Genomic DNA, 23,932 nt, shown 5'->3' on the forward strand with positions numbered 1-23,932 from the left:
AGTCGTCATTTGAAAAAAGGAGAGTGCTGTGTCGCGTAGACGCGTCGTAGTCACCGGTATGGGTATGTTGTCGCCACTGGGCACGGATGTGCCGAGCAGCTGGCAGGGCATTCTGGCTGGCCGCAGTGGCATTGGTCTGATCGAACACACCGACCTTTCTGCCTATTCCACCCGTTTTGGCGGCTCGGTAAAGGGCTTCAATGTCGAGGAATACCTGTCGGTCAAGGAAGCTCGCAAGCTCGACCTGTTCATTCAGTACGGTCTGGCCGCAGGTTTTCAGGCGGTACGTAACGCCGGTCTGGAAGTTACCGACGCCAACCGCGAGCGCATAGGCGTCGCCATGGGCTCGGGTATTGGCGGTCTGACCAATATCGAAGAAACCAGCCGCACGTTGCATGAGACTGGCCCGCGACGGATATCTCCGTTTTTCGTGCCAGGCTCGATCATCAATATGATTTCCGGTTTCCTGTCCATCCACTTGGGTGCACAGGGGCCTAACTACGCCATCGCCACGGCATGTACCACCGGTACACACTGCATCGGCATGGCGGCCCGCAACATCATGTACGACGAAGCCGACGTCATGATTGCCGGCGGTGCCGAGATGGCGGCCTGCGGCCTGGGCATGGGCGGCTTCGGTGCCTCCCGCGCACTGTCCACGCGCAACGACGAGCCGACCCGTGCCAGCCGTCCATGGGACAAGGGCCGTGATGGCTTCGTACTGTCCGATGGCGCAGGTGCCCTGGTTCTGGAGGAACTTGAACACGCCAAGGCCCGTGGCGCGACCATTTATGCCGAGCTGATCGGTTTCGGTACCAGTGGCGACGCTTACCACATGACTTCTCCGCCTGCCGATGGCGCGGGTGCTGCACGTTGCATCACCAATGCCTTGCGCGATGCCAAGGTCAATGGCGATCAAGTGCAGTACATCAACGCCCACGGTACTTCGACTCCTGCGGGCGACCTCGCCGAAGCCAATGCCATCAAATCGGTGTTTGGCGATCACGCCTATAAGCTGGCGGTCAGTTCGACCAAGTCGATGACCGGTCACCTGCTGGGTGCGGCGGGTGCGGTCGAGGCGATCTTCAGCGTGCTGGCGATCAACAGTCAGGTCGCGCCACCGACCATCAACCTTGATGAGCCGGACGAAGGCTGTGATCTCGATTTCGTGCCGCACACCGCGCGCAACATGGATATCGATGTGGTCCTGTCCAACTCCTTCGGTTTTGGCGGTACCAACGGTTCGCTGGTGTTCCGTCGGTTCGCAGGCTGATGGACAGCTGGGTCGACGGTCAGCCGGCTGACGCTTTGTCGCTGAAGGATCGCGGCCTGGCTTACGGCGATGGTCTGTTCGAGACCATTGCCGTGCGTGGCGGGAAACCGCTGTTGCTGGACCGGCATCTGTCGCGTCTGGCAGAGGGTTGTTCGCGCCTGGCCATCGCTACCGATCCCGGGCTGATCCGCAACGAGCTGGTGGTCTACGCTGCCGCACTGGGTGAGGGGGTACTCAAGCTTATCCTTACTCGCGGCGACGGTCTGCGCGGTTATGCCCCTGATCCATCGGCTCAGGCCCGGCGTATCCTGCAAGGCAATCCACCCGCTGCTTATCCCGCGATTCATGCCGAGCAAGGCATTCGCCTGTTTCCATGCACGACCCGGTTGTCCAAACAGCCGCTGCTTGCAGGTCTCAAGCATTTGAACCGACTGGAGCAGGTCATCGCCCGCTCCGAGTGGCAAGACACTGAACATGCCGAAGGCTTGATGCTCGATCAGGCCGGTCGGGTGATCGAGGGTGTGTTCAGCAACCTGTTCCTGGTGCGCGATGGCGTGCTCGTCACGGCAGACCTCAAGCGCTGTGGCGTGGCGGGGGTGATGCGTGCCGAATTATTGTTTCAAGCCGAGTCACTGGGTATTGCCACGCAAATCACCGATATCACGCTCGAACAGCTGCAATGGGCTGACGAAGTCTTTGTCTGCAACAGCGTGTATGGCGTTTGGCCGGTGCATGCCTATGCCGCACTGAGCTGGCCGGTTGGGCCGCTCACCCGTAAACTCCAAACCATTGCCTGTGCGCTACTGGATGCTTGATACGTGAGACGTAAATTCTTGCTGCTGCTGGAAACCGGACTGGTTCTGGCGGGGCTGATGTTGGGCACTTGCGCCTGGAAAATTCATTCGGCGCTGGTGCAGCCGCTGAACATTGCTCAGGAAGAACTGCTGGAGGTGCCCAAAGGCACCACGCCCAACCGTACCTTCCTGCGACTCGAAGCCGATGGCCTCATCAAGGACGCTTTCTGGCTGCGGGTTTACTGGCGCTTCAACCTGCCTAAGCAGCCCCTGCACAGCGGCGAATACCGCATGCTTCCCGGCATGACCGTCGAAGGTCTGATCGACCTGTGGAAGCGTGGGGAAATGGTGCAGTACAGCGTGACCCTGGTCGAAGGCTGGACCTTTCATCAAGTCCGTGCGGCCCTGGCCAAAGAGGAGAAGCTCGAACATACCCTGAACGGTTTGAGCGACACCCAGGTCATGGATAAGCTCGGCCATGCCGGGATTTTCCCTGAGGGGCGATTCTTCCCCGACACCTACCGTTTCGTGCGTGGCATGACCGATGCCGAGTTGCTGAAAACGGCCTACGATCGCCTCGACGAAGTGTTGGCCAAGGAATGGAACCAGCGCTCGGCCGACGTGCCGTACACCGAGCCCTACCAGGCGCTGATCATGGCCTCGCTGGTGGAGAAGGAAACCGGCGTGCCACAGGAGCGTGGGCAAATTGCCGGCGTGTTCGTGCGGCGCATGGCGATCGGCATGCTGTTGCAAACCGATCCGACAGTGATCTATGGCCTCGGTGATCGATACAGCGGCAAATTGACCCGCGCCCATCTCAAGGAACCGACGCCTTACAACACCTATGTGATTGCCGGCCTGCCGCCGACCCCGATTGCGATGGTCGGCCGCGAAGCGATTCACGCGGCGCTGAATCCGGTGGCGGGCAACAGCCTCTATTTCGTGGCGCGTGGTGATGGCAGCCATGTGTTCTCCGATGACCTGGACGCTCATAACAACGCCGTGCGAGAGTTCCAACTCAAGCGCCGCGCCGATTATCGCTCCAGTCCGGCGCCGGTCGATGCATCCGAGACAACGCAAACCCCGGTTGAGGAATCCCAGTCTGTGGAAGCGCTGGCGCCGCCATCTCAACCTCCGCAGACACCAGCTCCCGAATCTCAGGCTGAACAGGACCAGGCACCGATCCCGGCCGCTTCGCCCAATACCGCGCCCGAGGTTCTGCCGCCGGTACAACCGCAAGAACCTGCGCCTGAACCTGAGCCTGCTTCCGTCCCCGAGCCGGAAGCAAACGCACCGCAAGGCCCGCAATGACTCTGACTAAGGACTGCCTGTGACTGGCTTGTTTATTACGCTGGAAGGCCCGGAAGGCGCGGGCAAGAGCACCAATCGCGAATACCTCGCCGAGCGCCTGCGCGTCGCTGGTATCGAGGTGGTGCTGACCCGTGAACCCGGTGGCACGCCTCTGGCCGAGCGCATTCGCGAAGTGTTGCTGGCGCCGGTCGACGAAGTGATGAATCCGGACACCGAGTTGCTGTTGGTGTTCGCTGCGCGCGCCCAGCACCTGGCCGAGGTGATTCGCCCGGCATTGGCCCGTGGTGCCGTGGTGTTGTGCGATCGTTTTACCGATTCGACCTACGCCTACCAGGGCGGTGGTCGCGGATTGTCGCTGGAGCGTATCGCCACGCTGGAAACCTTTGTGCAGGGCGATCTGCGTCCTGACCTGACGCTGATATTCGACTTGCCGGTTGAAGTAGGCCTGGCCCGCGCCAGTGCCCGTGGCCGCCTGGATCGCTTCGAACTCGAAGGCCGGACGTTTTTCGATGCCGTACGCGGTGCCTTCCTCCAGCGCGCGGCCGCGGAGCCGGCGCGTTACGTGCTGATCGATGCTGCGCAACCGCTGGCGCAGGTTCAGCAATCCCTGGATGGCTTGTTGCCGCGTCTGCTGGAGCTGACCCGTGGCTGAAGCCTACCCCTGGCAGGACAGCCTCTGGCAGCAACTGGCGGGCCGTACGCAGCATGCTCACGCCTATTTGCTGCATGGCCCGGCCGGGATCGGCAAGCGGGCGCTGGCCGAGCGCTTGATGGCCAGCCTGCTGTGCCAGCGCCCGACGGCGCAAGATGCCTGTGGCGAATGCAAATCCTGTTTGTTGCTCAAGGCCGGCAGTCACCCCGATAACTACATTCTCGAACCGGAAGAGGCCGACAAGGCGATCAAGGTCGATCAGGTCCGCGATCTGGTCAGCTTCGTGGTTCAAACTGCACAACTGGGCGGTCGCAAAGTGGTGCTGATCGAGCCGGTCGAGTCGATGAACATCAATGCCGCCAACGCCTTGCTCAAAAGTCTTGAAGAGCCGTCCGGCGATACGGTATTGCTGCTGGTCAGCCACCAGCCCAGTCGTCTCTTGCCGACCATCAAGAGCCGCTGCGTGCAGCAGGCTTGTCCACTGCCGAGCGAGGCCATGAGTCTGGCGTGGCTGGCCAGGGCACTGCCGGACTGTTCGGAAGAAGAGCGCATCGAATTGCTGACCCTGGCCGCCGGTTCGCCCCTGGCCGCCGTCAACCTGCACGCCCAGGGCGTGCGCGAGCAACGCGCGCAAGTGGTCGATGGGGTGAAAAAGTTGCTCAAGCAGCAGCAATCGCCGACGCAACTGGCCGAAGGCTGGAACGCGATTCCGTTGTTGCTGCTGTTCGACTGGTTCTGCGATTGGTCGAGCCTGATCCTTCGCTACCAGCTGACCCAGGATGAAGAGGGGCTCGGGTTGACGGATATGCGCAAGGTCATTCAATACCTGGCACAGAAAACCGGCCAGGACAAAGTCCTGAATATCCAGGACTGGATCCTCGCCCAGCGCCAGAAGGTGCTGAGCAAAGCCAACCTCAATCGGGTGTTGCTGCTGGAGGCACTGCTGGTGCAATGGGCCTCCCTGCCTACCCAGAGGTGACAGTCCGGGCCTAGACTCTGAGTATCAGCAGTGGAGGTCAGCATGAATGAGCCTGTCAGCCTCGTGCCGCGCAACGGCATGTTGTCCCCGCGCGCAGTCGAATCGAAACCTATCTGGCCGGAGCCCTGAAGTCCGACCGTCCCACTCATACGATGTAAGTTGCAGCCCTTTATGCTCGTAGATTCCCATTGTCACCTTGATCGCCTCGACCTCGCCGCCCACGAAGGCTCCCTGGACGCCGCTCTCGATGCGGCCCGCCAGCGCGGGGTAGGGCACTTTCTGTGCATTGGTGTCAGCGCCGACAACGCCGCCGACGTCAAAGCCCTGGCCGAGCGCTATGAGGATGTCGACTGTTCGGTCGGCGTGCATCCTCTGGATGTGCAGCCGGGGGCGGCGCCTGCGCTGGACTGGCTGCTGCATGAGCTCAATCACCCGCGGGTGGTGGCCATCGGTGAAACCGGCCTGGATTACCACTACGAGCCGGAAGCGGCCGAGTTGCAGCAGGAATCTTTCAGATTGCACCTGCAGGCCGCGCAGCAGACGGGCAAGCCGGTGATCATCCATACCCGTGGCGCCCGCGCCGATACCTTGAACCTGCTGCGTGAAGCGGCGCTGCCCCAGGCGGGCGTGCTGCATTGCTTCACCGAGGACTGGGATATGGCGAAAGCCGCGTTGGACATGGGTTATTACATTTCTCTGTCCGGGATTGTCACGTTCCGCAATGCCGATGCATTGCGTGATGTGGCGAGCAAGGTGCCGGCCGACCGGTTGCTGGTGGAAACCGACTCGCCGTATCTGGCCCCGATCCCGTATCGTGGCAAGCCGAACCTGCCGCAGTACGTACGCGAGGTGGCGGAATTTCTGGCAATGTTGCGTGGTGAGTCTTTCGAGCGATTTGCCGAACAGACGACGGAAAATTTCAAGCGTCTGTTTCCGTTAGCGCATGTGAAAGGTTAAATCGCAGGCAAAAAAAACCCGGGTTCTGGGGGGTGAATCCGGGTTAAGACCATTAGGAGTAAAACAATGGTACGCGGTCCGTTGGTACCAATATCGGCGCGACACTTGGGGGAGATGCCTCGCCGACAGTTCAAGTATTGATCAGTATTTCGCCGAGTCCAGTTTGTCGGTCAAGGTTTTTAAACAAATTTGGAATACGGGCGCTTCAGAAGAGTTCTCATCAACAGGCCATCCTGCAGGAAATACTCAAGAAACATAGATATGGTCGGATGATCCGTGCATTTTTGCGTAATTTAGGCATAATACGCGGCTTCGAATTTTGACCCCTACAGACCTTTTCTTATGCATAAAGAACCTCGTAAGGTCCGTGAGTTTCGTCGCCGCGAGCAAGAAATTCTCGATACCGCGCTCAAGCTGTTCCTCGAACAAGGTGAAGACAGTGTCACCGTCGAGATGATTGCTGATGCCGTCGGTATCGGCAAAGGCACGATCTACAAGCACTTCAAGTCCAAGGCCGAGATCTACCTGCGCCTGATGCTCGATTACGAGCGCGATTTGAACGAACTGTTGCACTCAGCCGACGTCGACAAGGACAAGGAAGCCCTGTCCCGCGCCTATTTCGAATTCCGCATGCGCGATCCACAGCGTTATCGCTTGTTCGACCGCCTGGAAGAAAAGGTGGTCAAGGGCAATCAGGTGCCGGAGATGATCGAGGAGCTGCACAAGATCCGTGCTTCGAACTTCGAACGCCTGACCCTGCTGATCAAGGGCCGGATCAGCGAAGGCAAGCTTGAAGACGTGCCGCCATACTTCCATTACTGCGCGTCCTGGGCGCTGGTGCACGGTGCCGTGGCGCTGTATCACTCGCCGTTCTGGAGCAATGTGCTGGAAGATCAGGAAGGTTTCTTCCAGTTCCTCATGGACATCGGCGTGCGCATGGGCAACAAGCGCAAGCGCGACACCGACACCCCGAGCAGCTAAGCCATTCAGCAACCTGATTGCGCCATTATTTAGCTACTTGGCGCAGTACCGCAGGAATATACTCAGGCATGGGACTTGCTAAAACTTGATTTGTGAGTCAAGTTTTAGCGGTCCGAATATTCTTCCGCCGGAGTGATCATGATCGTTGACCGTCAAGGCAGGCGTTTTCGCAATTTGCGAGTCAGCCTGACCTCCGCCTGCAACTACGCCTGTACCTACTGCGTGCCCAACGGCAAGCGGCTGGTGGCTGCGCAGGATGAGTTGTCGGCCGAAGCCATGGCGCGCGGTGTGGCCTATCTGATCGAGGCGGCGGGCATCGAGCGCCTGCGCATCACCGGTGGCGAGCCGCTGGTCAGTCCTAAACTCGAAACCTTCATGACTGCGGTTGGGCGGATGGGCTTGCAAGACATCAGCCTGACCACCAACGGTCAATTGCTGGCGAAGAAACTGCCGTTGCTGGTGGACGCCGGTATCCGGCGCATCAACGTTTCCCTCGATACCCTGGATGCCAGCGCATTTCGCGGCATTGCCCGCGGTGGCGATCTGGCAACGGTGCTCAACGGCATGGAGCAGGCCCGCGCGGCCGGCATGAAGATCAAGGTCAATATGGTGCCCCTGCGCGGTCAGAACCTCGATCAGGTGATGCCATTGCTCGATTACTGCCTGGAACGCGGCTATGAGCTGCGCTTTATCGAGCTGATGCGCATGGGCCACCTGGCCAGCGACTCAAACGCCTTCCTGCAGCAGTTCGTCAGCCTTCAGCAATTACTCGGCCTGATCGGCGAACGCTATGAGTATCTGCAGGCTGATGCGCCGGTGGACGCGACGGCGGTGCGTTATGAAATACCGGGGCAGGGATATTTCGGCGTAATCGCCAATGAAAGTGTGCCTTTCTGCCGTACCTGTTCACGGCTGCGTCTTTCTTCCACGGGATGGCTCCATGGCTGTCTTTCGTCGAGTAACCGCCACTACGTCGGCGACCTGCTGGACAAGCCGCGTCATCAGGCACTGCCGGCGTTGCAGAGGCTGCTGGTGAAAGCCTTGGGCGACAAGCAGGAAGTGGCGTTTTCCGGTGGTGCGACGGTCATGAAAATTATCGGCGGTTGAACCGGCCTCTTCGCGAGCAGGCTCGCTCCCACAGGGTTGGCGCAAATCTGTGTGGGAGCGAGCCTGCTCGCAAAGAGGTCTATGAAACGTTGCTGGTCACAAGCTGGCGCAAAAGCTGCATCCCACGGCCATTCGCCGGTTTTCCGTCACCGGCTTCTGGAGGATAGGATGCGTAGCCTGGTTTTGCTGCTGGCCGTTTTGGCGCTCGGTGGCTGCATGAATGTCAGCGATATGGCCGAAGGCACTCGCTACCATATGAGCGACGCCGGTCTGCTGGATCACAGTGACAGCCGCCGCGTGAATAACCTGCGCATTCAGCCGGATTCGTTCGTCTACATTGCCCAGGGCGCCTTCGTGCCGCCGGGCAGTGCCGTTTACCCGCGTCCCAACGTGATCGCTGAAGTCGCCTTTGACGGTTTTGTTGAATACTTCCCGATGGTTCGTCGTGCGCGCACGCCGGAAGGTCTTGACCAGGCCATGAGCGAAGCCCGTGCCGTCGGTGCCCATTACTTGCTCTACACCCGATTCGCCAAGTCCGATGACCGCATCGGCAACTCGGATGAGTGGCTGGATCAGGAAGCCGTGGACCGTCTCGGCATCGACACCGGTGTGATTCAGATCATGTTGATCGAGACCAGCACCCAGTATTTGATTGATACTGCACGTATCAAGAGTCGTGGCGGTTTGCTGACGTTCCACGACGAAAAGCCAGAAGACCTGATGGGCCCGCCGCTTGAGCAATATGCTCGCAGTTTGTTGGGGCTCAGCAACCAGTAATCCAAGGAGATCGCCATGAGTGGCCCGCAAAAAGCCAACGACCTGTTGGGGCAAATCCCCAAGACCAAAGGCTTGCCGCCGGTCCACCTGTGGAATCCCGACTTCTGCGGCGATATCGATATGCGTATCGCCCGCGACGGCACCTGGTATTACCTGGGCACGCCCATCGGGCGCAAGCCGATGGTCAAGCTGTTCTCCACCATCATTCGCCGCGACGGCGATGATTATTTCCTCATTACTCCGGTCGAGAAGGTCGGCATCAAAGTCGACGACGCGCCCTTTGTGGCCGTTGCGCTGGAAGTGGAAGGCGAGGGCGAGGCTCAGGTCCTGCGCTTCATCACCAATGTCGATGAGACCGCCGAGGCGGGTGCCGAACACCCGATTCGCGTGGTGATTGATCCTGAGACACAAGAGCCGGCTCCCTACGTCCACATACGCAGCAATCTCGAAGCGCTGATCCATCGCAATGTGTTCTATCAGCTGGTGGAGCTGGCTGTCAGTCGTGAAATCGATGGGCAGCGTTGGCTCGGCGTGTGGAGCGCAGGCGAGTTCTTCCGAATCGGTCTTGAGCCGTAACACCAATCCTGTGGGAGCGAGCCTGCTCGCGAAGCGGTGTCTCTGACACATTGATGTCGAATGTGCAGTCGCTTTCGCGAGCAGGCTCGCTCCCACAGGGGATTTTCTGTAGTTCCTCAAAAATCAATTTGACACCCAATCGTATGATGATTAGCGTGGGCCTCCATAGCGATTGGCTTTGAGGTGTCCATTGTCCAGCAGTTTTCACGCGTCGACGGTCGATTGGCTGGGTTGCTGGATCGCTGCCGGGCAGGTCAAGCCGGGGGAAACCCTCAAGGTCGAGGCAGATCTGGGCGAGCAGCTCGGTGTCAGCCGCACGGTGATCCGCGAGGCCATCAAGACGCTGGTCGCCAAGGGCCTGCTCGAAGTGGGGCCGAAGGTCGGTACCCGGGTGTTGCCGGTTCGGCGCTGGAATCTGTTCGACCCACAGGTCGTCGGCTGGCTCTCACGCAGCGGTCTGCCGGAAAACTTCGTCGATGACTTGCTCGATCTACGCCGCACCATCGAACCGATGGCAGTGCGCTGGGCCTGCGAGCGCGCAACTGCTCCGCAGGTGGAGGCGATTCAGCTGGCCTGCAACGCCCTCGAGCGGGCAGTGGACAGCGGCATCGATTACAACCGTGCCGACCAGTTGTTCCACGAGTGCATCCTCGCCGCCAGCCACAATCAATTCATCGAACAAATGGTCCCGGCCCTCGGTGCGCTGCTGGCCGTATGCTTTGAAGTGTCTGCCGCCGACCCGGACGAGTTGCGCCGCACCTTGCCTATTCACAAGGACATGGCCGACGCCATTGCCGCTCGGGATACCGCGCGGGCGGTCTGGGCCTGCATGACCCTGATCGATAACGCCGACCTGGCCATCAAGCGCTATTACCCGCAAGTGATGGCCGACAAAAAAGCCGGCTGACAACATAGACCCCTTGTGGGAGCGAGCCTGCTCGCGAAGGGGTCGGCACACTCAACATAGATGTCGACTGATTCACCGCTTTCGCGAGCAGGCTCGCTCCCACAAAAAACAAGAACAATGCAGGAGGTTTCATGGCGTGGACCGCGGTAACCGAACACCGGGCACAACTCGGCGAAGGCCCGTTCTGGGATGCCCCGACGCAGGCGCTGTATTGGGTAGACATCGCCGGCAAGCAAGCGCTGCGGTTGATCGGCGCCAATGTGCAGATCTGGCAGATGCCGGAGCACGTATCGGCTTTCATTCCCTGTGCAAGTGGCGATGCACTGGTGACATTGAGCAGTGGAGTCTATCGACTGGATCTGGACTCGCCGGGTCTGGAACCAAGACTGACATTGCTATGTGTCGCCGACCCGCAACCGGGCAACCGCGCCAACGAAGCCCGTTGCGATGCCCTGGGCCGGCTCTGGCTCGGCACCATGCAAAACAACATCGGTGAGCAGGGCGAAGATCTGCCCATCGAGCGGCGTTCCGGCGGGCTGTTTCGTATTGATCGCGATGCCCGGGTGACGCCGCTGCTCCGTGGCCTGGGTATTCCCAATACGTTGCTGTGGAGCGACGACGCTACGTCCGTGTTTTTCGGCGACAGCCTTGATGGCACGCTGTACCGGCATTTCATTCGTACTGACGGCAGTCTTGAACCTGCTCAACCCTGGTTTGGCCCGCATGGGCGTGGCGGCCCCGATGGTTCGGCGATGGATGCTGAAGGGTTTATCTGGAATGCCCGATGGGACGGCAGTTGCCTGCTCAGGCTGACACCGGACGGCAAAGTCGATCGGGTGATCGAGCTGCCCGTCAGCCGTCCGACCAGTTGTGTGTTCGGCGATTCCGACCTGAAAACCCTGTACGTCACCAGTGCCGCCAGTCCGCTCGATTGTCCGCTGGATGGAGCGGTCCTGGCGATTCGCGTCGATGTGCCCGGAAAGCTCTGTAGCCGATTTGCCGGATAAATCCCTAAATATGGGATGATAAATTATATATTGAGATTGTTTGCGGGCCGGGTTTATAGTCGGCACCATCGTTCCACGCTCAGTTACACGCACTCACACTTAAAAAAACAAAACAGGTGAAGTGATGCAGCGATATTTCCCCGCACTCCCCAGAGGAGTCAGCATTCCCGAACAGCTCTGTGCTGAAACGTTTTCGCGCCTGCCTGTTTTTCCGCAAGGCTTTTTGACCGGACATCCGCAGATGCCCGGTTTTCGTCGTGCTTTCGAACAGGAGTCTTGATCCATGGCTGAACCTCTTTCCTTGCCACCGGTGCCCGAGCCGCCCAAGGGCGAGCGCCTGAAAAACAAAGTCGTGCTGTTGACCGGCGCTGCCCAGGGTATCGGCGAAGCGATTGTCGCGACCTTTGTTTCGCAGCAAGCCAAGCTGGTCATCAGCGATATTCAGGCCGAGAAAGTCGAAAAAGTCGCGGCTCACTGGCGGGAAAAGGGCGCCGATGTCGTGGCGATCAAGGCCGACGTATCGCAGCAGCAGGATCTGCAGGCGATGGCCAGACTGGCGGTGGAGCGTCACGGCCGGATCGACGTGCTGGTCAACTGCGCCGGAGTCAACGTGTTCCGCGATCCGCTGGAAATGACCGAAGAAGACTGGCGTCGTTGCTTCGCCATTGACCTGGATGGCGCCTGGTACGGTTGCAAGGCGGTGTTGCCGCAGATGATCGAACAGGGCATCGGCAGCATCATCAACATTGCTTCCACCCATTCCAGCCACATCATTCCCGGCTGCTTCCCGTACCCGGTGGCCAAGCACGGCCTGCTCGGCCTGACCCGTGCACTGGGCATCGAATATGCGCCCAAGGGTATTCGCGTCAACGCCATTGCACCGGGCTACATCGAAACCCAACTGAACGTCGACTACTGGAATGGTTTTGCCGACCCCCATGCCGAGCGTCAGCGCGCGTTCGACCTGCACCCGCCGCGCCGCATCGGCCAGCCGATCGAAGTGGCGATGACCGCGGTGTTCCTGGCCAGCGATGATGCGCCGTTCATCAATGCTTCGTGCATCACCATCGATGGGGGACGCTCGGTGATGTACCACGACTGAATGAGCGGGATGCCAAGCGCACAACTACGCTTGAAATCCAATCATCATACGATATGACTATTGGTAGTACGGTTTCACCGCTTCAAAGAACGCTTTCGAAGAATGCTCACAAAAATAACAAGGAGTCAGCTTATGAATCGTCGTCATGCAATCCGTTCCCTGTGCTGTGCCGCTTTGGCGGTCAGCGCGGTCAGCCTGAGCAGCACGCTGCTGGCGGCGGAGGAAGTGAAAATCGGTTTTCTCGTCAAGCAAGCGGAAGAGCCCTGGTTCCAGACCGAATGGGCGTTCGCCGAAAAAGCCGGGAAGGACAAGGGCTTCACCCTGATCAAGATCGCTGTGCCGGACGGTGAGAAAACCCTTTCGGCTATCGACAGCCTGGCGGCCAATGGCGCCAAAGGGTTTGTGATCTGCCCGCCGGATGTGTCCCTGGGCCCGGCCATCATGGCCAAGGCCAAGCTCAACGGCTTGAAAGTGATTGCTGTCGATGACCGTTTCGTCGATGCCAGCGGCAAGTTCATGGAAGACGTTCCTTACCTGGGCATGGCTGCCTTCGAAGTCGGCCAGAAACAAGGCAGTGCCATGGCCGCCGAAGCGAAAAAACGCGGCTGGGAATGGAAAGACACCTACGCGGTCATCAACACCTACAACGAACTCGATACCGGCAAGAAACGCACCGACGGTTCGGTCAAGGCGCTGGAAGATGCCGGCATGCCAAAGGATCACATCCTGTTCTCGGCCCTGAAAACCCTCGACGTGCCGGGCAGCATGGATGCCACCAACTCGGCGCTGGTGAAACTGCCGGGCGCGGCGAAGAACCTGATCATCGGCGGCATGAACGACAACACCGTGCTGGGCGGCGTGCGCGCCACCGAGAGCGCCGGTTTCGCGGCGAAGAACGTGATCGGCATCGGCATCAACGGCACCGATGCCATTGGCGAACTGAAGAAACCCGACAGCGGCTTCTACGGCTCGATGCTGCCGAGCCCGCACATCGAGGGCTACAACACCGCCAGCATGATGTACGAGTGGATTACCACCGGAAAAGAACCGGCGAAATACACCGCCATGGACGACGTGACGCTGATCACTCGCGACAACTTCAAGCAGGAGCTGGAAAAGATCGGCCTGTGGAACTGAGGGCCGGTTGATTTCATCGGCGGCTCTGGAAACGGGGCCGCCTGATCTGTGTGATGAGGTGGTTATGCACGCGCAAACACAAGTACAGCAACAGACTCCAGGCGGCTGCTTGCGCTTCAACGGGATCGGCAAGACTTTTCCCGGCGTGAAGGCCTTGGACAATATCAATTTCGTCGCCCATCCGGGGCAGGTTCATGCCTTGATGGGCGAGAATGGCGCCGGCAAATCAACGCTGCTGAAAATCCTCGGGGGGGCCTATATCCCGAGCAGCGGCACGTTGCAGATCGGCGAGCAAACGATGGACTTCAAGTCCACGGCCGACAGCATTGGCAGCGGCGTAGCGGTGATCCACCAGGAGTTGCACCTGGTCCCGGAAATGACCGTGGCGGAAAACCTGTTCCTCGGTCACCTGCCGGCCAGTTTCGGCCTGATCAATCGCCGCACTTTGCGTCAGCAAGCATTGGCCTGCCTCAAAGGCCTGGCGGACGAGATCGATCCGCAGGAGAAAGTCGGACGACTGTCCCTCGGGCAACGGCAACTGGTGGAGATTGCCAAGGCCTTGTCCCGTGGCGCCCATGTGATTGCCTTCGACGAACCGACAAGTAGCCTCTCGGCGCGGGAGATCGATCGCTTGATGGCGATCATCGGTCGCCTGCGCGACGAGGGCAAAGTGGTGTTGTACGTCTCCCATCGCATGGAAGAAGTGTTCCGTATCTGCGACGCGGTGACGGTGTTCAAGGACGGCCGATACGTGCGCACCTTCGAAGACATGAGCGAGCTGACCCACGATCAATTGGTCACGTGCATGGTCGGCCGCGACATCCAGGACATTTACGATTATCGCCCGCGTCCGCGAGGCGCGGTGGCGTTGAAGGTCGATGGCCTGCTGGGGCCGGGTTTGCGGGAACCGGTGAGTTTCGAGGCGCACAAAGGCGAAATTCTCGGGCTGTTCGGTCTGGTCGGCGCCGGCCGCACGGAGCTGTTTCGCCTGCTCAGCGGTCTGGAGCGCAACACCGCCGGCCGCCTTGAGTTGCGTGGCCATGAGCTGAAACTGCGCTCGCCTCGCGATGCCATCGCCGCCGGCATTCTGCTCTGCCCGGAGGATCGCAAGAAGGAGGGCATTATTCCGCTGGCCAGCGTCGCCGAGAACATCAACATCAGCGCCCGCGGTGCCCACTCCGGCCTCGGTTGCCTGATCCGCGGGATCTGGGAGAAGGACAACGCCGACAAGCAGATCAAGGCGCTGAAAGTGAAGACGCCCCACGCCGGGCAACAGATCAAGTTCCTGTCCGGTGGCAATCAGCAGAAGGCGATTCTCGGTCGCTGGCTGTCGATGCCGATGAAAGTCTTGCTGCTCGACGAGCCGACCCGTGGCATCGACATCGGTGCCAAGGCCGAGATCTACCAGATCATCCACAACCTGGCCGCCAGTGGTATCGCGGTGATCGTGGTGTCCAGCGACCTGATGGAAGTGATGGGCATTTCCGACCGCATCCTGGTGCTGTGCGAAGGCTCGATGCGCGGCGAACTGAGCCGCGAACAGGCCAATGAATCCAACTTGCTGCAACTGGCTTTGCCGCGCCAACGCGCTGACGGCGTGGCGAACTGAGAGGTGACTATGATGACAACCCAAAACGAAACCCTGCCGACTGCACGCAAACCCCTGGACCTGCGGCGCTTTCTCGATGACTGGGTGATGCTGCTGGCGGCCGTCGGGATCTTCGTGCTCTGCACCTTGCTGATCGACAACTTCCTCTCGCCGTTGAACATGCGCGGCCTGGGCCTGGCGATTTCCACCACGGGGATTGCTGCGTGCACCATGTTGTATTGCCTGGCGTCCGGGCATTTCGACTTGTCGGTGGGCTCGGTGATTGCCTGCGCCGGCGTGGTCGCGGCGGTGGTGATGCGTGACACCGACAGCGTGTTCCTCGGTGTCAGCGCGGCACTGGTAATGGGGCTGATCGTCGGTCTGATCAACGGCATCGTGATTGCCAAGTTGCGGGTCAATGCGTTGATCACCACCCTGGCGACCATGCAGATCGTGCGCGGCCTGGCTTACATCTTCGCCAACGGCAAAGCGGTGGGCGTGTCCCAGGAATCGTTCTTCGTGTTCGGCAATGGCCAGTTGTTCGGCGTGCCGGTTCCGATCCTGATCACCATCGTTTGTTTCCTGTTCTTCGGCTGGTTGCTCAACTACACCACCTACGGGCGCAACACCATGGCCATCGGCGGCAACCAGGAAGCGGCGCTGCTGGCGGGGGTCAACGTTGACCGGACCAAGATCATCATCTTCGCCGTGCACGGGTTGATCGGTGCGCTGGCCGGGGTGATCCTGGCGTCGCGCATGACCTCGGGCCAGCCCATGATCGGCCAGGGTTTCGAGCTGACGGTAATTTCGGCCTGCGTGTTGGGCGGGGTGTCGCTCAGTGGCGGGATCGGCATGATCCGTCACGTGATTGCCGGAGTGTTGATTCTGGCGATCATCGAGAACGCGATGAACCTGAAGAACATCGATACGTTTTACCAGTATGTGATTAGGGGTTCGATTTTGTTGCTGGCTGTCGTCATCGATCGCCTCAAGCAACGCTGACCCCCATCCCTTGTGGGAGCGAGCCTGTTCGCGAAAGCGGTGGGTCTGACACGTTGATGTCGGACGTGCCGACGTCTTCGCGAGCAGGCTCGCTCCCACAGTTGACCGGTGTCGCTCGAAAGTTTTGTGCCCGCCGTATATCCCTTGTGGGAGCGAGCCTGCTCGCGAAAGCGGTGGGTCTGACACGTTGATGTCGGACGTGCCGACGTCTTCGCGAGCAGGCTCGCTCCCACAGTTGACCGGTGTCGCTCGAAAGTTTTGTGCCCGCCGCGAATCCCCTGTGGGAGCGAGCCTGTTCGCGAAAGCGGTGGGTCTGACACGTTGATGTCGGATGTGCCGACGTCTTCGCGAGCAGGCTCGCTCCCACATTAGTCGGTGTTGCACTCACTATTAGTTTCATTCCTTCCGTCACTTCCCCCAAATTTCCCTTGCTCGTTCCAACTCGTTTCGGGTATCAATTTGTACATGATTAGACAGGTACGATTCGACAAGAAACAACGGGTGGTCGACGAGCTCATCCGGCGCATTGAAAGCGGTCTCATGGAAGACGGCTTTCATCTGCCGGGCGAGCATCAGTTGGCTCAAGAATTCAAAGTCAGCCGAGGTACATTGCGTGAAGCCCTGGCCGAATTGAAACGGCGCAACTACATCGCGACGCAAAGCGGGGTGGGTTCCATCGTCACGTTCGACGGTGTGGCACTCGACCAGCGCAGCGGCTGGGCCCAGGCCCTGGCCGACAGCGGCGCGCTGGTCAATACCGAGGTGCTGCGGCTGGAGGCGGTGACCCGTCCTGACCTGCTGTCGCGTTTCGGCACCGACCAATTCATCACCCTCGACCGTCGTCGCCGCTCCAACGACGGTACGCTGGTTTCCCTCGAACGCTCATTGATGCCCGCGACTGGAGGCCTGGAAGGCCTGCCGCGGGTCGGTTTGATTGATAACTCCCTGACCATCACCCTGGCCGCCTACGGCTACATAGGTGAGCGCGGCGATCAATGGATCGGCGCCGAACCGTTGAACGCCGAAGACGCCGAGCTGTTGGGGCGTCCGGTCGGCACCGTATTCCTCAAGGCCCTGCGCACCACCTACGATCGGCAAAACCGCTTCATGGAGCAGGTCGAAAGCCTGCTCGATCCCGTGCATTTCCGTATGCACCTGCAATTTGGAACGATGAAATGACAGCGCTCAATCGTGCCTTGGGTGCGTTCTACGGTCTGGCCCTGGGCGACGCACTGGGCATGCCGACCCAATCCCTGAGCCGTGCCGAGATCAAGGTGCGCTTCGGCGAAATCATCGACCTGCAAGACGCTGGTCCTCTTCAACCAATCGCCGCCAACATGCCTAAAGGCTCGATCACTGATGACACCGAACAGGCGATCCTGGTCGGTCAGTTGTTGCTCGACGGCAAGGGCCGGATCGAACCGGCGCTGCTCGCCCAACGGCTGATCGAATGGGAAGCCGAAATGCAGGCCAAGGGTTCGCAGGATCTGCTCGGCCCTTCGACCAAGCGCGCCATCGAGATGATTCTCGCCGGCCATTCGGCGGAAGAAGCGGGGCGCTATGGCACCACCAATGGTGCGGCGATGCGCATCACCCCGGTGGGGATTGCCGCGGATGTCGCCGATCCCGAGCATTTCATCGCGGCCGTGGTGCAGGCCTGTCAGGTCACCCACAACACCACGCTGGGCATTTCCAGTGCGGCGGCGGTGGCGGCGGTGGTCTCGGCCGGGATCAACGGTCTGGACCTGGGCGAGGCGTTGAACCTCGGCCAGCAAATCGCGCAGCAAGCGGAAAGCCATGGCCACTGGGTTGCCGGCGGACGAATCGCTTCGCGCATCAGTTGGGCACGGACCATCAGCGTCGACAACGACAAGGCGATGCTCGCCGATTTGCTGTACGACGTGATCGGCACCTCGGTGGCTTCGCAAGAATCGGTGGTGGTGTCGTTTGCCCTGGCCCAGCAAGTGGCCATCGGCGAAATGAATGCCTTCGAAGCGCTGTGCATGGCGGCGAGCCTGGGTGGCGACACCGATACCATCGCGGCGATTCTTGGGGCGATGCTTGGGGCTTGTCTGGGGCTTGAGAGTTGGCCGGTGGCGTTGATCGAAAAGGTCAAAGCGGTTAATGATTTGGCGCTTGAGCCGCTGGTGCAGGGGCTGTTGGCTTTGCGCTGACTGGACTGGCCTCTTCGCGAGCAGGCTCGCTCCCACACTGGATCTGTGAGTGACATAAATCCCCTGTGGGAGCGAGCCTGCTCGCGAAGGCCGCGCCGCCGATTCAATTTGATAACCCGCAATGGAACGCACCAACACAGCCAGGATGGCCGGGATGTTGTGTCGATTTCCCTAATTGCCCACAAACACAAAAATGGCAACAGGAGCATTTTCATGAGTTCATCGAACGCCGGGCAAAGTGCCGGGCAATTGGAAACCCGCGGTATCGAACCGGTGCCGGAGGCCGAGTGCAATGGTCATCCGTTGCAGCTGTTCTGGGTCTGGTTCGCGGCCAACATTTCCATCCTCGGCCTGCCGCTGGGCGCGACCCTCGTGGCCTTTCGCGGACTGGCGATCTGGCAGGCGATCATCGTCGCGATTCTTGGTGCCGCCGGTTCTTTCGCGGTGGTCGGGATCATCTCCATCGCCGGCCGTCGTGGCCGGGCACCGAGCCTGACCCTGTCCCGCGCCATCTTCGGTGTGCGCGGCAATATCGGTCCGACCCTGGTGTCGCTGATGTCGCGCCTGGGCTGGGAAACCGTCAACACCACCACCGCCGCGTTCGTGCTGCTGTCACTGTGTTCCATCCTGTTCGGCTCGCCGGTGGAAGCGAAAAGCGCTCCGCTGCTGACGCTGGTGTTCATCGCAATTTTCGTGCTCCTGACCTTGTCGGTGTCCGGCCTCGGTCACGCGACATTGCTGGTGATCCAGAAGTGGGCGACCTACGTGTTCGGCGCGCTGAACATTCTGGTCGGTGGCTTCCTCTGCGCCACCATCGACTGGAGTGCGGTATTTAACGCCACGCCTGCCCCCATGAGCGCGATGATCATCGGCATCGGCACCATGGCGGCCGGCACCGGGATCGGTTGGGCCAACGCCGGCGCGGACATGTCGCGCTATCAGCACCGCAGTGTCAAAGCCGTGCGCCTGGTGGCGTCGGCGGCATTCGGCGCGGGGATTCCGCTGGTACTGTTGATCACCCTCGGCGGCCTGCTGTCGGTGGGCAACAACGACCTGGCCCAGGCCACCGATCCAATCATCGCCATCCGTGACATGCTGCCGACCTGGATGGCCGTGCCGTACCTGATCACCGCATTCGGTGGGCTGCTGCTGTCGAACAACCTGTCGGTGTACTCCGCCGGCCTGACCACCTTGACCCTCGGCCTGAAGGTCAAACGCGTCTACGCCGTGGTGGTGGACATCGTCGCGATCTTCGCCGGTTCCATCTACTTCATGCTGATCGCCGACAGTTTCTACGGCCCGTTCATTACCTTCATTTCCCTGTTGGCGGTGCCGATCACTGCGTGGGTCGGGATCTTCGTAGTCGATCTGATTCACCGTCACTATTACAGCCCCAAGGATCTGCTGGACGTCAGCCCGAGCAGCGCCTATTGGTATCGCGGCGGCGTCGAGTGGCGGGCGTTCAGTGCCTGGGCGGTGGCCATCGTCCTCGGTTTCAGCTTCACCACCATCGGCACCACGGCAGAAAACGTCTGGTTCAAGGGCTTCCTGTCCGACTCGTGGCTGGGGCATAACGGCCTGGGCTGGATCGTGACCTTTGTGGTCGCCGGTGGCCTGTATTTTGTACTCGGCGGGGCGAAGGATCGTCGCGCTGCGCGGGTCGAGAATGCTCATGCCTAAGATGCTGTACACCGGCCAGGTCATCATCGACCTGGTCATGGCGGTGGACCAATTGCCGCAAGCGGGGGGCGACGCGCTGGCGCAATCGGCCAGTTTCGAAGCCGGTGGCGGCTTCAACGTGATGGCTGCCGCGCAGCGTAATGGCTTGCCGGTGGTCTACCTCGGTCGCCACGGCACCGGGCGTTTCGGCGACCTGGCCCGCGCAGCGATGCTGACCGAAGGTATCCACATCGGCATCGCCCATCCCGCCGAGCGCGATACGGGGTTGTGCGTAGCCATCACGGACGCTTCGGCCGAACGCAGCTTCGTGTCCTACATCGGTGCCGAAGGCGAGTTGACTGCCGAAGACCTGGCCAGCGTGCCGGTGGAGGCGGGTGATTATGTCTGCGTCAGCGGTTATAGCCTGCTGCATGTGGGCAAGGCGCAGCCGCTGGTGGATTGGGTGCTGACATTACCGGACGACATCAACGTGGTATTCGACCCGGGTCCGCTGGTGGACTCGCCGGATGCGCCGTTGATGAAGTCGTTACTGCCGCGCATTGATATCTGGACCAGCAACAGCGTCGAAGCCCTGCGTTTTACCGGGGCGTCGGATATCGATGAAGCGCTGCATCACCTGGCCGAGCTTCTTCCCGCGAAAGTCTTGATGGTGGTGCGTGACGGGCCACAAGGTTGTTGGATCAACCGGGGCTCCGAGCGCCGGCATGTGCCGGGGTTCAAGGTTGAAGCAGTGGACAGCAATGGCGCTGGCGATGCTCACGCCGGAGTATTGGTGGCGGGATTGGCGCAAGGGTTGTCGGCATTGGATGCGGCGCGTCGGGCGAATGCGGCGGCGGCGTTGGCGGTGACTCGTTGGGGGCCGGCGACTTCGCCGGGGACTGCTGAGGTGGATGAGTTGATCAGCAAGACTTTCAGCGACTGACCTGCCGCTTTCGCGGGCAAGCCCGCTCCCACAGGTGATGTGGTGTGACACATATAGTGAACACACCATCGATCCCTGTGGGAGCGGGCTTGCCCGCGAAGGGGCCCTGGTATTCAAAACATCAATCAAACATCCAGCTTGCGTGCCGCTTCAACCCCGGCGGCGCTGAGTTTGATCGGCAGGTTCAGCGAGTGCTCGCCGGCTTCGTTGCACTGCACGTTGCCGTGCTGGATGAGTCCGCGTTCCTGCAGTGTGGCGAGGGTACTGGCCACGACTTTCTCCCCCCGGTAATTGTCCAGGACCTCCTTGCCCAAACCACTCGGGTGGGCGTGCAACAGGCGGGTCAGGACTTCTTTTTCCAGGTTTTTATCGACGTTCATGGTTACCTCTTCATTACGATGGGAAGGTATTGCGAGGAACTATTGGCTGACACCACCTTCGGACCCCGAACCACCGGTGGTGGTTTTCGAGCCGATGCCGGAGCCTGCGTTATCCGGTGTCCTTGTGTCCGGCAGGTTCAGCCCGCCTTGGCGACCGGCGTCGTTGCCCTGTGTCCGTGGATCGGTGCCGGTGGACGGTGGCAGGCTGCTGTCGACACCCGTGCCGTTGGTGTTCATGCCGGGGGCGCTCTGGATGGCGGGGGCCTTGGGGCTTTCGACCGGGTTGGTCGGGCCGGTGCCGGACGCGGTGGTCGCGGCGATGGCGAGCGGGGACAGCAGGGCGGCGAGGGCGAGGGCGGTCAGCCTGGACGAGATCATGGTGGTGTCTCCCTTGATTGAGTGTCCTTACCTGACGTTGGTCCACCCCCGCTTCGAATTGGTGCCTGATGAACGACGAACGGTTCAGGCGTGCTGTAAGGTCTTGGCCCTGGTGCCCCGGCGCCAGATCAGCCGCCCCACGGTGATCAACCAGTTGAGCGAGGCGACCGCCAGCAGGGTGAGCAGCAACGTCGCCATTCCATGCTCGACGATGATTTTTCCGGCGAGCAGCGGGAAACCAAACACGCCGATGAAGTACGACAGGCTGAACAGCAACAAGGACTGCGCAGTGGTACCGGTCGGTGCCTCGTTGGCGGCCAGGCCATTGATCACCGAATAGGTCAGGCCATAACCGACCCCGAGCATCACCGCCGCCAGTACGTAGCTGAAGCCGTCGTCGACCACAAAGCCGAACATCAGGATCGAGCCCATCATCAGGCCTGACAGCAGGCACGATGCGCGCAACGGATCGCGCTTGACCACGATGCCGGCGATCAACAGGCGACTGCTGATCGCCGCGCTCATGAAACCGAGGAAGAACAGCGAATAGTCGAGCGAGCGGGCAGCGGCATAGCTGGTCTGGAAACTTGACAGGCCACCGAAAACACAACCGCCGAGGCCGACCATGATGATCGGCAGCACCGCCCGGGATGACAGCACCTGCACAGTTGCACGCCAGGAAATTCGCGACACGACAGTCAACTGCACGGAGGCTTTTTTCAGGTGTCGATCCAGCCGCCAGAACAGCAGCACGCCGATCAGGCTGGCCAGTGCAGCAAGGTAGAACGCCGCCGTCACCGGATAGTCCAAGGCACTCGCTGCGCGCCCCAGCAAGGGGCCACTGCCGATCCCGGTCATCATGCTGCCCGACAGCAAGGCAAAGTATTTGGCGCGCTGCGCGGGGGAAACCAGGCTCGCGACGATGATTGGTCCGAGGGTGTAGAAAACGCCCCAGCCCAAGCCCAGCAACAGCCCGAAAAACAGCAGCAGATTGCCGAAGCCCGGCGCCAGTGCGAAACCCAGGCTGGCGGCCACCAGCAGGACGCCGAACAGCGCCACCGAACGCGCCGCGCCGAGCAGGTCGGACAGGTGACCGGAGACAATGACGGCTGCAAAGGTACTGAGCATCGCTGCCGAAATCACACTGCCGGCATCATGCTCGTTCCCCCCGCGCGAACCGATCAGCAGCGACAGCAAAAAGGTCGAACCGTAGGACAGCGACAGCAAGTAACTGGCCAGGCAAAACAAGCCGAACAACTTGCTGGAGACGGGAGGTGTTGCGGTAGACATGACGCGGTTCCTTGACCTGATAAATGCGCAGGTCATCTATCTATCACGCAACGCGCTTATGTTAGGTCCGAGCTTCGCGATGCCAGGGTTAGCGACGACCGGAGTAAAGGCGAGGAAGCTTTTGTGCTGTGGGATTTATCTGTGGCGAGGGAGCTTGCTCCCGTTGGACTGCGAAGCAGTCCCTGCAATAGTCGACGCCCATTTCACCTGAAAGACCGCATTGCCCGTTTTGGGGCTGCTGCGCAGCCTAGCGGGAGCAAGCTCCCTCGCCACAAATCCTGCGTCGAATTAGTATGGCGTTTTCCACTTCTGACAAGGCACGTCCATGACGATCGAAATCCGCCCGGCGACCCCCAGTGATGCTCCGCAAATCCTCGCGTTCATCACTGAACTGGCCGACTACGAACGTGCCCGCCATGAAGTCATTGCCAGCGTGACCGACATCGAGCGCAGCCTGTTCAGCGAAGGCGCCACCGCCCATGGTTTGATCTGCCTGCGCGACGGCGTGGCGATCGGCTTCGCGGTGTTCTTCTTCAGCTATTCCACCTGGCTGGGCAGCAACTGCCTTTACCTTGAAGACCTCTACATCACCCCGCAACAGCGTGGCGGCGGTGCGGGCAAAACCTTGCTGCGGCACCTGGCCAAGATCGCCTGCGCCAATGACTGCGGGCGCTTTGAATGGAGTGTGCTGGAGTGGAATACCCCGGCCATCGAATTCTACAAATCCCTGGGCGCGCAGCCGCAGGAAGAGTGGGTTCGCTATCGCATGGATGGCAAGGTGCTGCGCGAGTTCGCCGAAGGTCAGTGATCGCTTCAAAAGATCGCAGCCTTCGGCAGCTCCTTGTATCTCGACTATCGCTCCATCAGGAGCGATAGTTCTCGACTGATCATCGAGGGAGGGACTTGGAAGCCGTGCAGCTCCTTAGGCTTTTTGCCTGTGATGTAGATCGTGCTCCAG

The 23,932-nt window shown here is 60.5% G+C and carries 24 protein-coding genes and 1 pseudogene; 22 read left to right on the forward strand and 3 right to left on the reverse strand.

Features of this window, described 5'->3' with window-relative positions:
- Positions 1–28 precede the first annotated feature (28 nt).
- The 21 genes and pseudogenes from fabF (at position 29) to CKW21_RS19620 (ending at position 20,926) form a co-directional block, all read left to right on the forward strand.
- Positions 29–1,273 (forward strand): beta-ketoacyl-ACP synthase II, encoded by a 1,245-nt coding sequence (fabF, locus tag CKW21_RS19520; protein ID WP_095195571.1) that lies wholly within the window; start codon positions 29–31, stop codon positions 1,271–1,273.
- Positions 1,273–2,088: an aminodeoxychorismate lyase gene (gene pabC, locus CKW21_RS19525; RefSeq protein ID WP_095195572.1), complete on the forward strand. Its 816-nt coding sequence runs from the start codon at positions 1,273–1,275 to the stop codon at positions 2,086–2,088. Before fabF ends, pabC begins: the two co-directional genes overlap by 1 nt.
- A 3-nt stretch (positions 2,089–2,091) precedes the next feature.
- A complete protein-coding gene (gene mltG, locus CKW21_RS19530; protein WP_095195573.1) occupies positions 2,092–3,378 on the forward strand; it encodes an endolytic transglycosylase MltG in 1,287 nt (428 codons plus the stop codon).
- Positions 3,379–3,397: 19 nt separating this feature from the next.
- The gene (gene tmk, locus CKW21_RS19535; protein ID WP_095195574.1) at positions 3,398–4,030 is read left to right on the forward strand and encodes a dTMP kinase; all 633 of its coding nucleotides are present in this window, start codon (positions 3,398–3,400) and stop codon (positions 4,028–4,030) included.
- Entirely contained in the window at positions 4,023–5,009 is a 987-nt protein-coding gene (locus CKW21_RS19540) for a DNA polymerase III subunit delta' (protein WP_095195575.1), read from the forward strand. The genes tmk and CKW21_RS19540 overlap by 8 nt, the downstream gene beginning before the upstream one ends.
- A gap of 89 nt (positions 5,010–5,098) precedes the next feature.
- Positions 5,099–5,167, forward strand: a pseudogene (locus CKW21_RS31070) (pilus assembly protein PilZ); the annotation flags it as partial.
- A 13-nt stretch (positions 5,168–5,180) separates the two neighbouring features.
- Positions 5,181–5,966 carry a TatD family hydrolase gene (locus CKW21_RS19545; RefSeq protein ID WP_095195576.1) on the forward strand — a complete coding sequence of 262 codons (786 nt, stop codon included), beginning with the start codon at positions 5,181–5,183 and terminating at the stop codon, positions 5,964–5,966.
- A 342-nt stretch (positions 5,967–6,308) separates the two neighbouring features.
- Positions 6,309–6,947 (forward strand): TetR/AcrR family transcriptional regulator, encoded by a 639-nt coding sequence (locus CKW21_RS19550; protein WP_034149949.1) that lies wholly within the window; start codon positions 6,309–6,311, stop codon positions 6,945–6,947.
- Between the two features lie 138 nt (positions 6,948–7,085).
- Positions 7,086–8,054: a GTP 3',8-cyclase MoaA gene (locus CKW21_RS19555; protein WP_095195577.1), complete on the forward strand. Its 969-nt coding sequence runs from the start codon at positions 7,086–7,088 to the stop codon at positions 8,052–8,054.
- A gap of 168 nt (positions 8,055–8,222) precedes the next feature.
- Positions 8,223–8,831 (forward strand): DUF4823 domain-containing protein, encoded by a 609-nt coding sequence (locus CKW21_RS19560; protein ID WP_095195578.1) that lies wholly within the window; start codon positions 8,223–8,225, stop codon positions 8,829–8,831.
- Positions 8,832–8,846: 15 nt separating this feature from the next.
- Positions 8,847–9,407, forward strand: coding sequence for a DUF1285 domain-containing protein (locus tag CKW21_RS19565; RefSeq protein WP_095195579.1), 561 nt, complete (start codon positions 8,847–8,849; stop codon positions 9,405–9,407).
- Positions 9,408–9,597: 190 nt separating this feature from the next.
- Positions 9,598–10,314, forward strand: coding sequence for a FadR/GntR family transcriptional regulator (locus CKW21_RS19570; RefSeq protein WP_095195580.1), 717 nt, complete (start codon positions 9,598–9,600; stop codon positions 10,312–10,314).
- Between the two features lie 131 nt (positions 10,315–10,445).
- The gene (locus CKW21_RS19575; protein WP_095195581.1) at positions 10,446–11,321 is read left to right on the forward strand and encodes an SMP-30/gluconolactonase/LRE family protein; all 876 of its coding nucleotides are present in this window, start codon (positions 10,446–10,448) and stop codon (positions 11,319–11,321) included.
- A gap of 283 nt (positions 11,322–11,604) precedes the next feature.
- Positions 11,605–12,423, forward strand: a complete 819-nt coding sequence (locus CKW21_RS19580; RefSeq protein WP_095195582.1) for an SDR family oxidoreductase — start codon at positions 11,605–11,607, stop codon at positions 12,421–12,423.
- A gap of 132 nt (positions 12,424–12,555) precedes the next feature.
- Positions 12,556–13,560: a substrate-binding domain-containing protein gene (locus CKW21_RS19585; protein ID WP_095195583.1), complete on the forward strand. Its 1,005-nt coding sequence runs from the start codon at positions 12,556–12,558 to the stop codon at positions 13,558–13,560.
- Positions 13,561–13,624: 64 nt separating this feature from the next.
- The gene (gene araG, locus CKW21_RS19590) at positions 13,625–15,169 is read left to right on the forward strand and encodes an L-arabinose ABC transporter ATP-binding protein AraG (RefSeq protein WP_095195584.1); all 1,545 of its coding nucleotides are present in this window, start codon (positions 13,625–13,627) and stop codon (positions 15,167–15,169) included.
- A 12-nt stretch (positions 15,170–15,181) separates the two neighbouring features.
- On the forward strand, positions 15,182–16,150 hold the full coding sequence (gene araH, locus CKW21_RS19595) for an L-arabinose ABC transporter permease AraH (RefSeq protein ID WP_095195599.1): 969 nt from the start codon (positions 15,182–15,184) through the stop codon (positions 16,148–16,150).
- 465 nt (positions 16,151–16,615) lie between these two features.
- Positions 16,616–17,329, forward strand: a complete 714-nt coding sequence (locus CKW21_RS19605) for a GntR family transcriptional regulator (protein WP_095195586.1) — start codon at positions 16,616–16,618, stop codon at positions 17,327–17,329.
- Positions 17,326–18,324: an ADP-ribosylglycohydrolase family protein gene (locus CKW21_RS19610; protein ID WP_095195587.1), complete on the forward strand. Its 999-nt coding sequence runs from the start codon at positions 17,326–17,328 to the stop codon at positions 18,322–18,324. Before CKW21_RS19605 ends, CKW21_RS19610 begins: the two co-directional genes overlap by 4 nt.
- Positions 18,325–18,537: 213 nt before the next feature.
- Entirely contained in the window at positions 18,538–20,004 is a 1,467-nt protein-coding gene (locus CKW21_RS19615) for a cytosine permease (RefSeq protein WP_095195588.1), read from the forward strand.
- Positions 19,997–20,926 carry a PfkB family carbohydrate kinase gene (locus CKW21_RS19620; protein ID WP_095195600.1) on the forward strand — a complete coding sequence of 310 codons (930 nt, stop codon included), beginning with the start codon at positions 19,997–19,999 and terminating at the stop codon, positions 20,924–20,926. Before CKW21_RS19615 ends, CKW21_RS19620 begins: the two co-directional genes overlap by 8 nt.
- Before the next feature lie 125 nt (positions 20,927–21,051).
- Here CKW21_RS19620 and CKW21_RS19625 read toward each other — a convergent pair whose 3' ends face one another.
- From CKW21_RS19625 to CKW21_RS19635, 3 genes are all read right to left on the reverse strand, one after another.
- A complete protein-coding gene (locus CKW21_RS19625) occupies positions 21,052–21,306 on the reverse strand; it encodes a hypothetical protein (RefSeq protein WP_095195589.1) in 255 nt (84 codons plus the stop codon).
- Between the two features lie 39 nt (positions 21,307–21,345).
- Entirely contained in the window at positions 21,346–21,684 is a 339-nt protein-coding gene (locus CKW21_RS19630) for a hypothetical protein (RefSeq protein WP_095195590.1), read from the reverse strand.
- 84 nt (positions 21,685–21,768) lie between these two features.
- Positions 21,769–22,974, reverse strand: coding sequence for an MFS transporter (locus tag CKW21_RS19635; RefSeq protein ID WP_095195591.1), 1,206 nt, complete (start codon positions 22,972–22,974; stop codon positions 21,769–21,771).
- A gap of 325 nt (positions 22,975–23,299) precedes the next feature.
- On the opposite strand from CKW21_RS19635, the gene CKW21_RS19645 reads away from it, so the two are divergent.
- Positions 23,300–23,782 (forward strand): GNAT family N-acetyltransferase, encoded by a 483-nt coding sequence (locus CKW21_RS19645; protein ID WP_095195593.1) that lies wholly within the window; start codon positions 23,300–23,302, stop codon positions 23,780–23,782.
- Positions 23,783–23,932: the final 150 nt, after the last annotated feature.

This window comes from Pseudomonas sp. Irchel 3A7 (assembly GCF_900187565.1).
Classification (GTDB): domain Bacteria; phylum Pseudomonadota; class Gammaproteobacteria; order Pseudomonadales; family Pseudomonadaceae; genus Aquipseudomonas.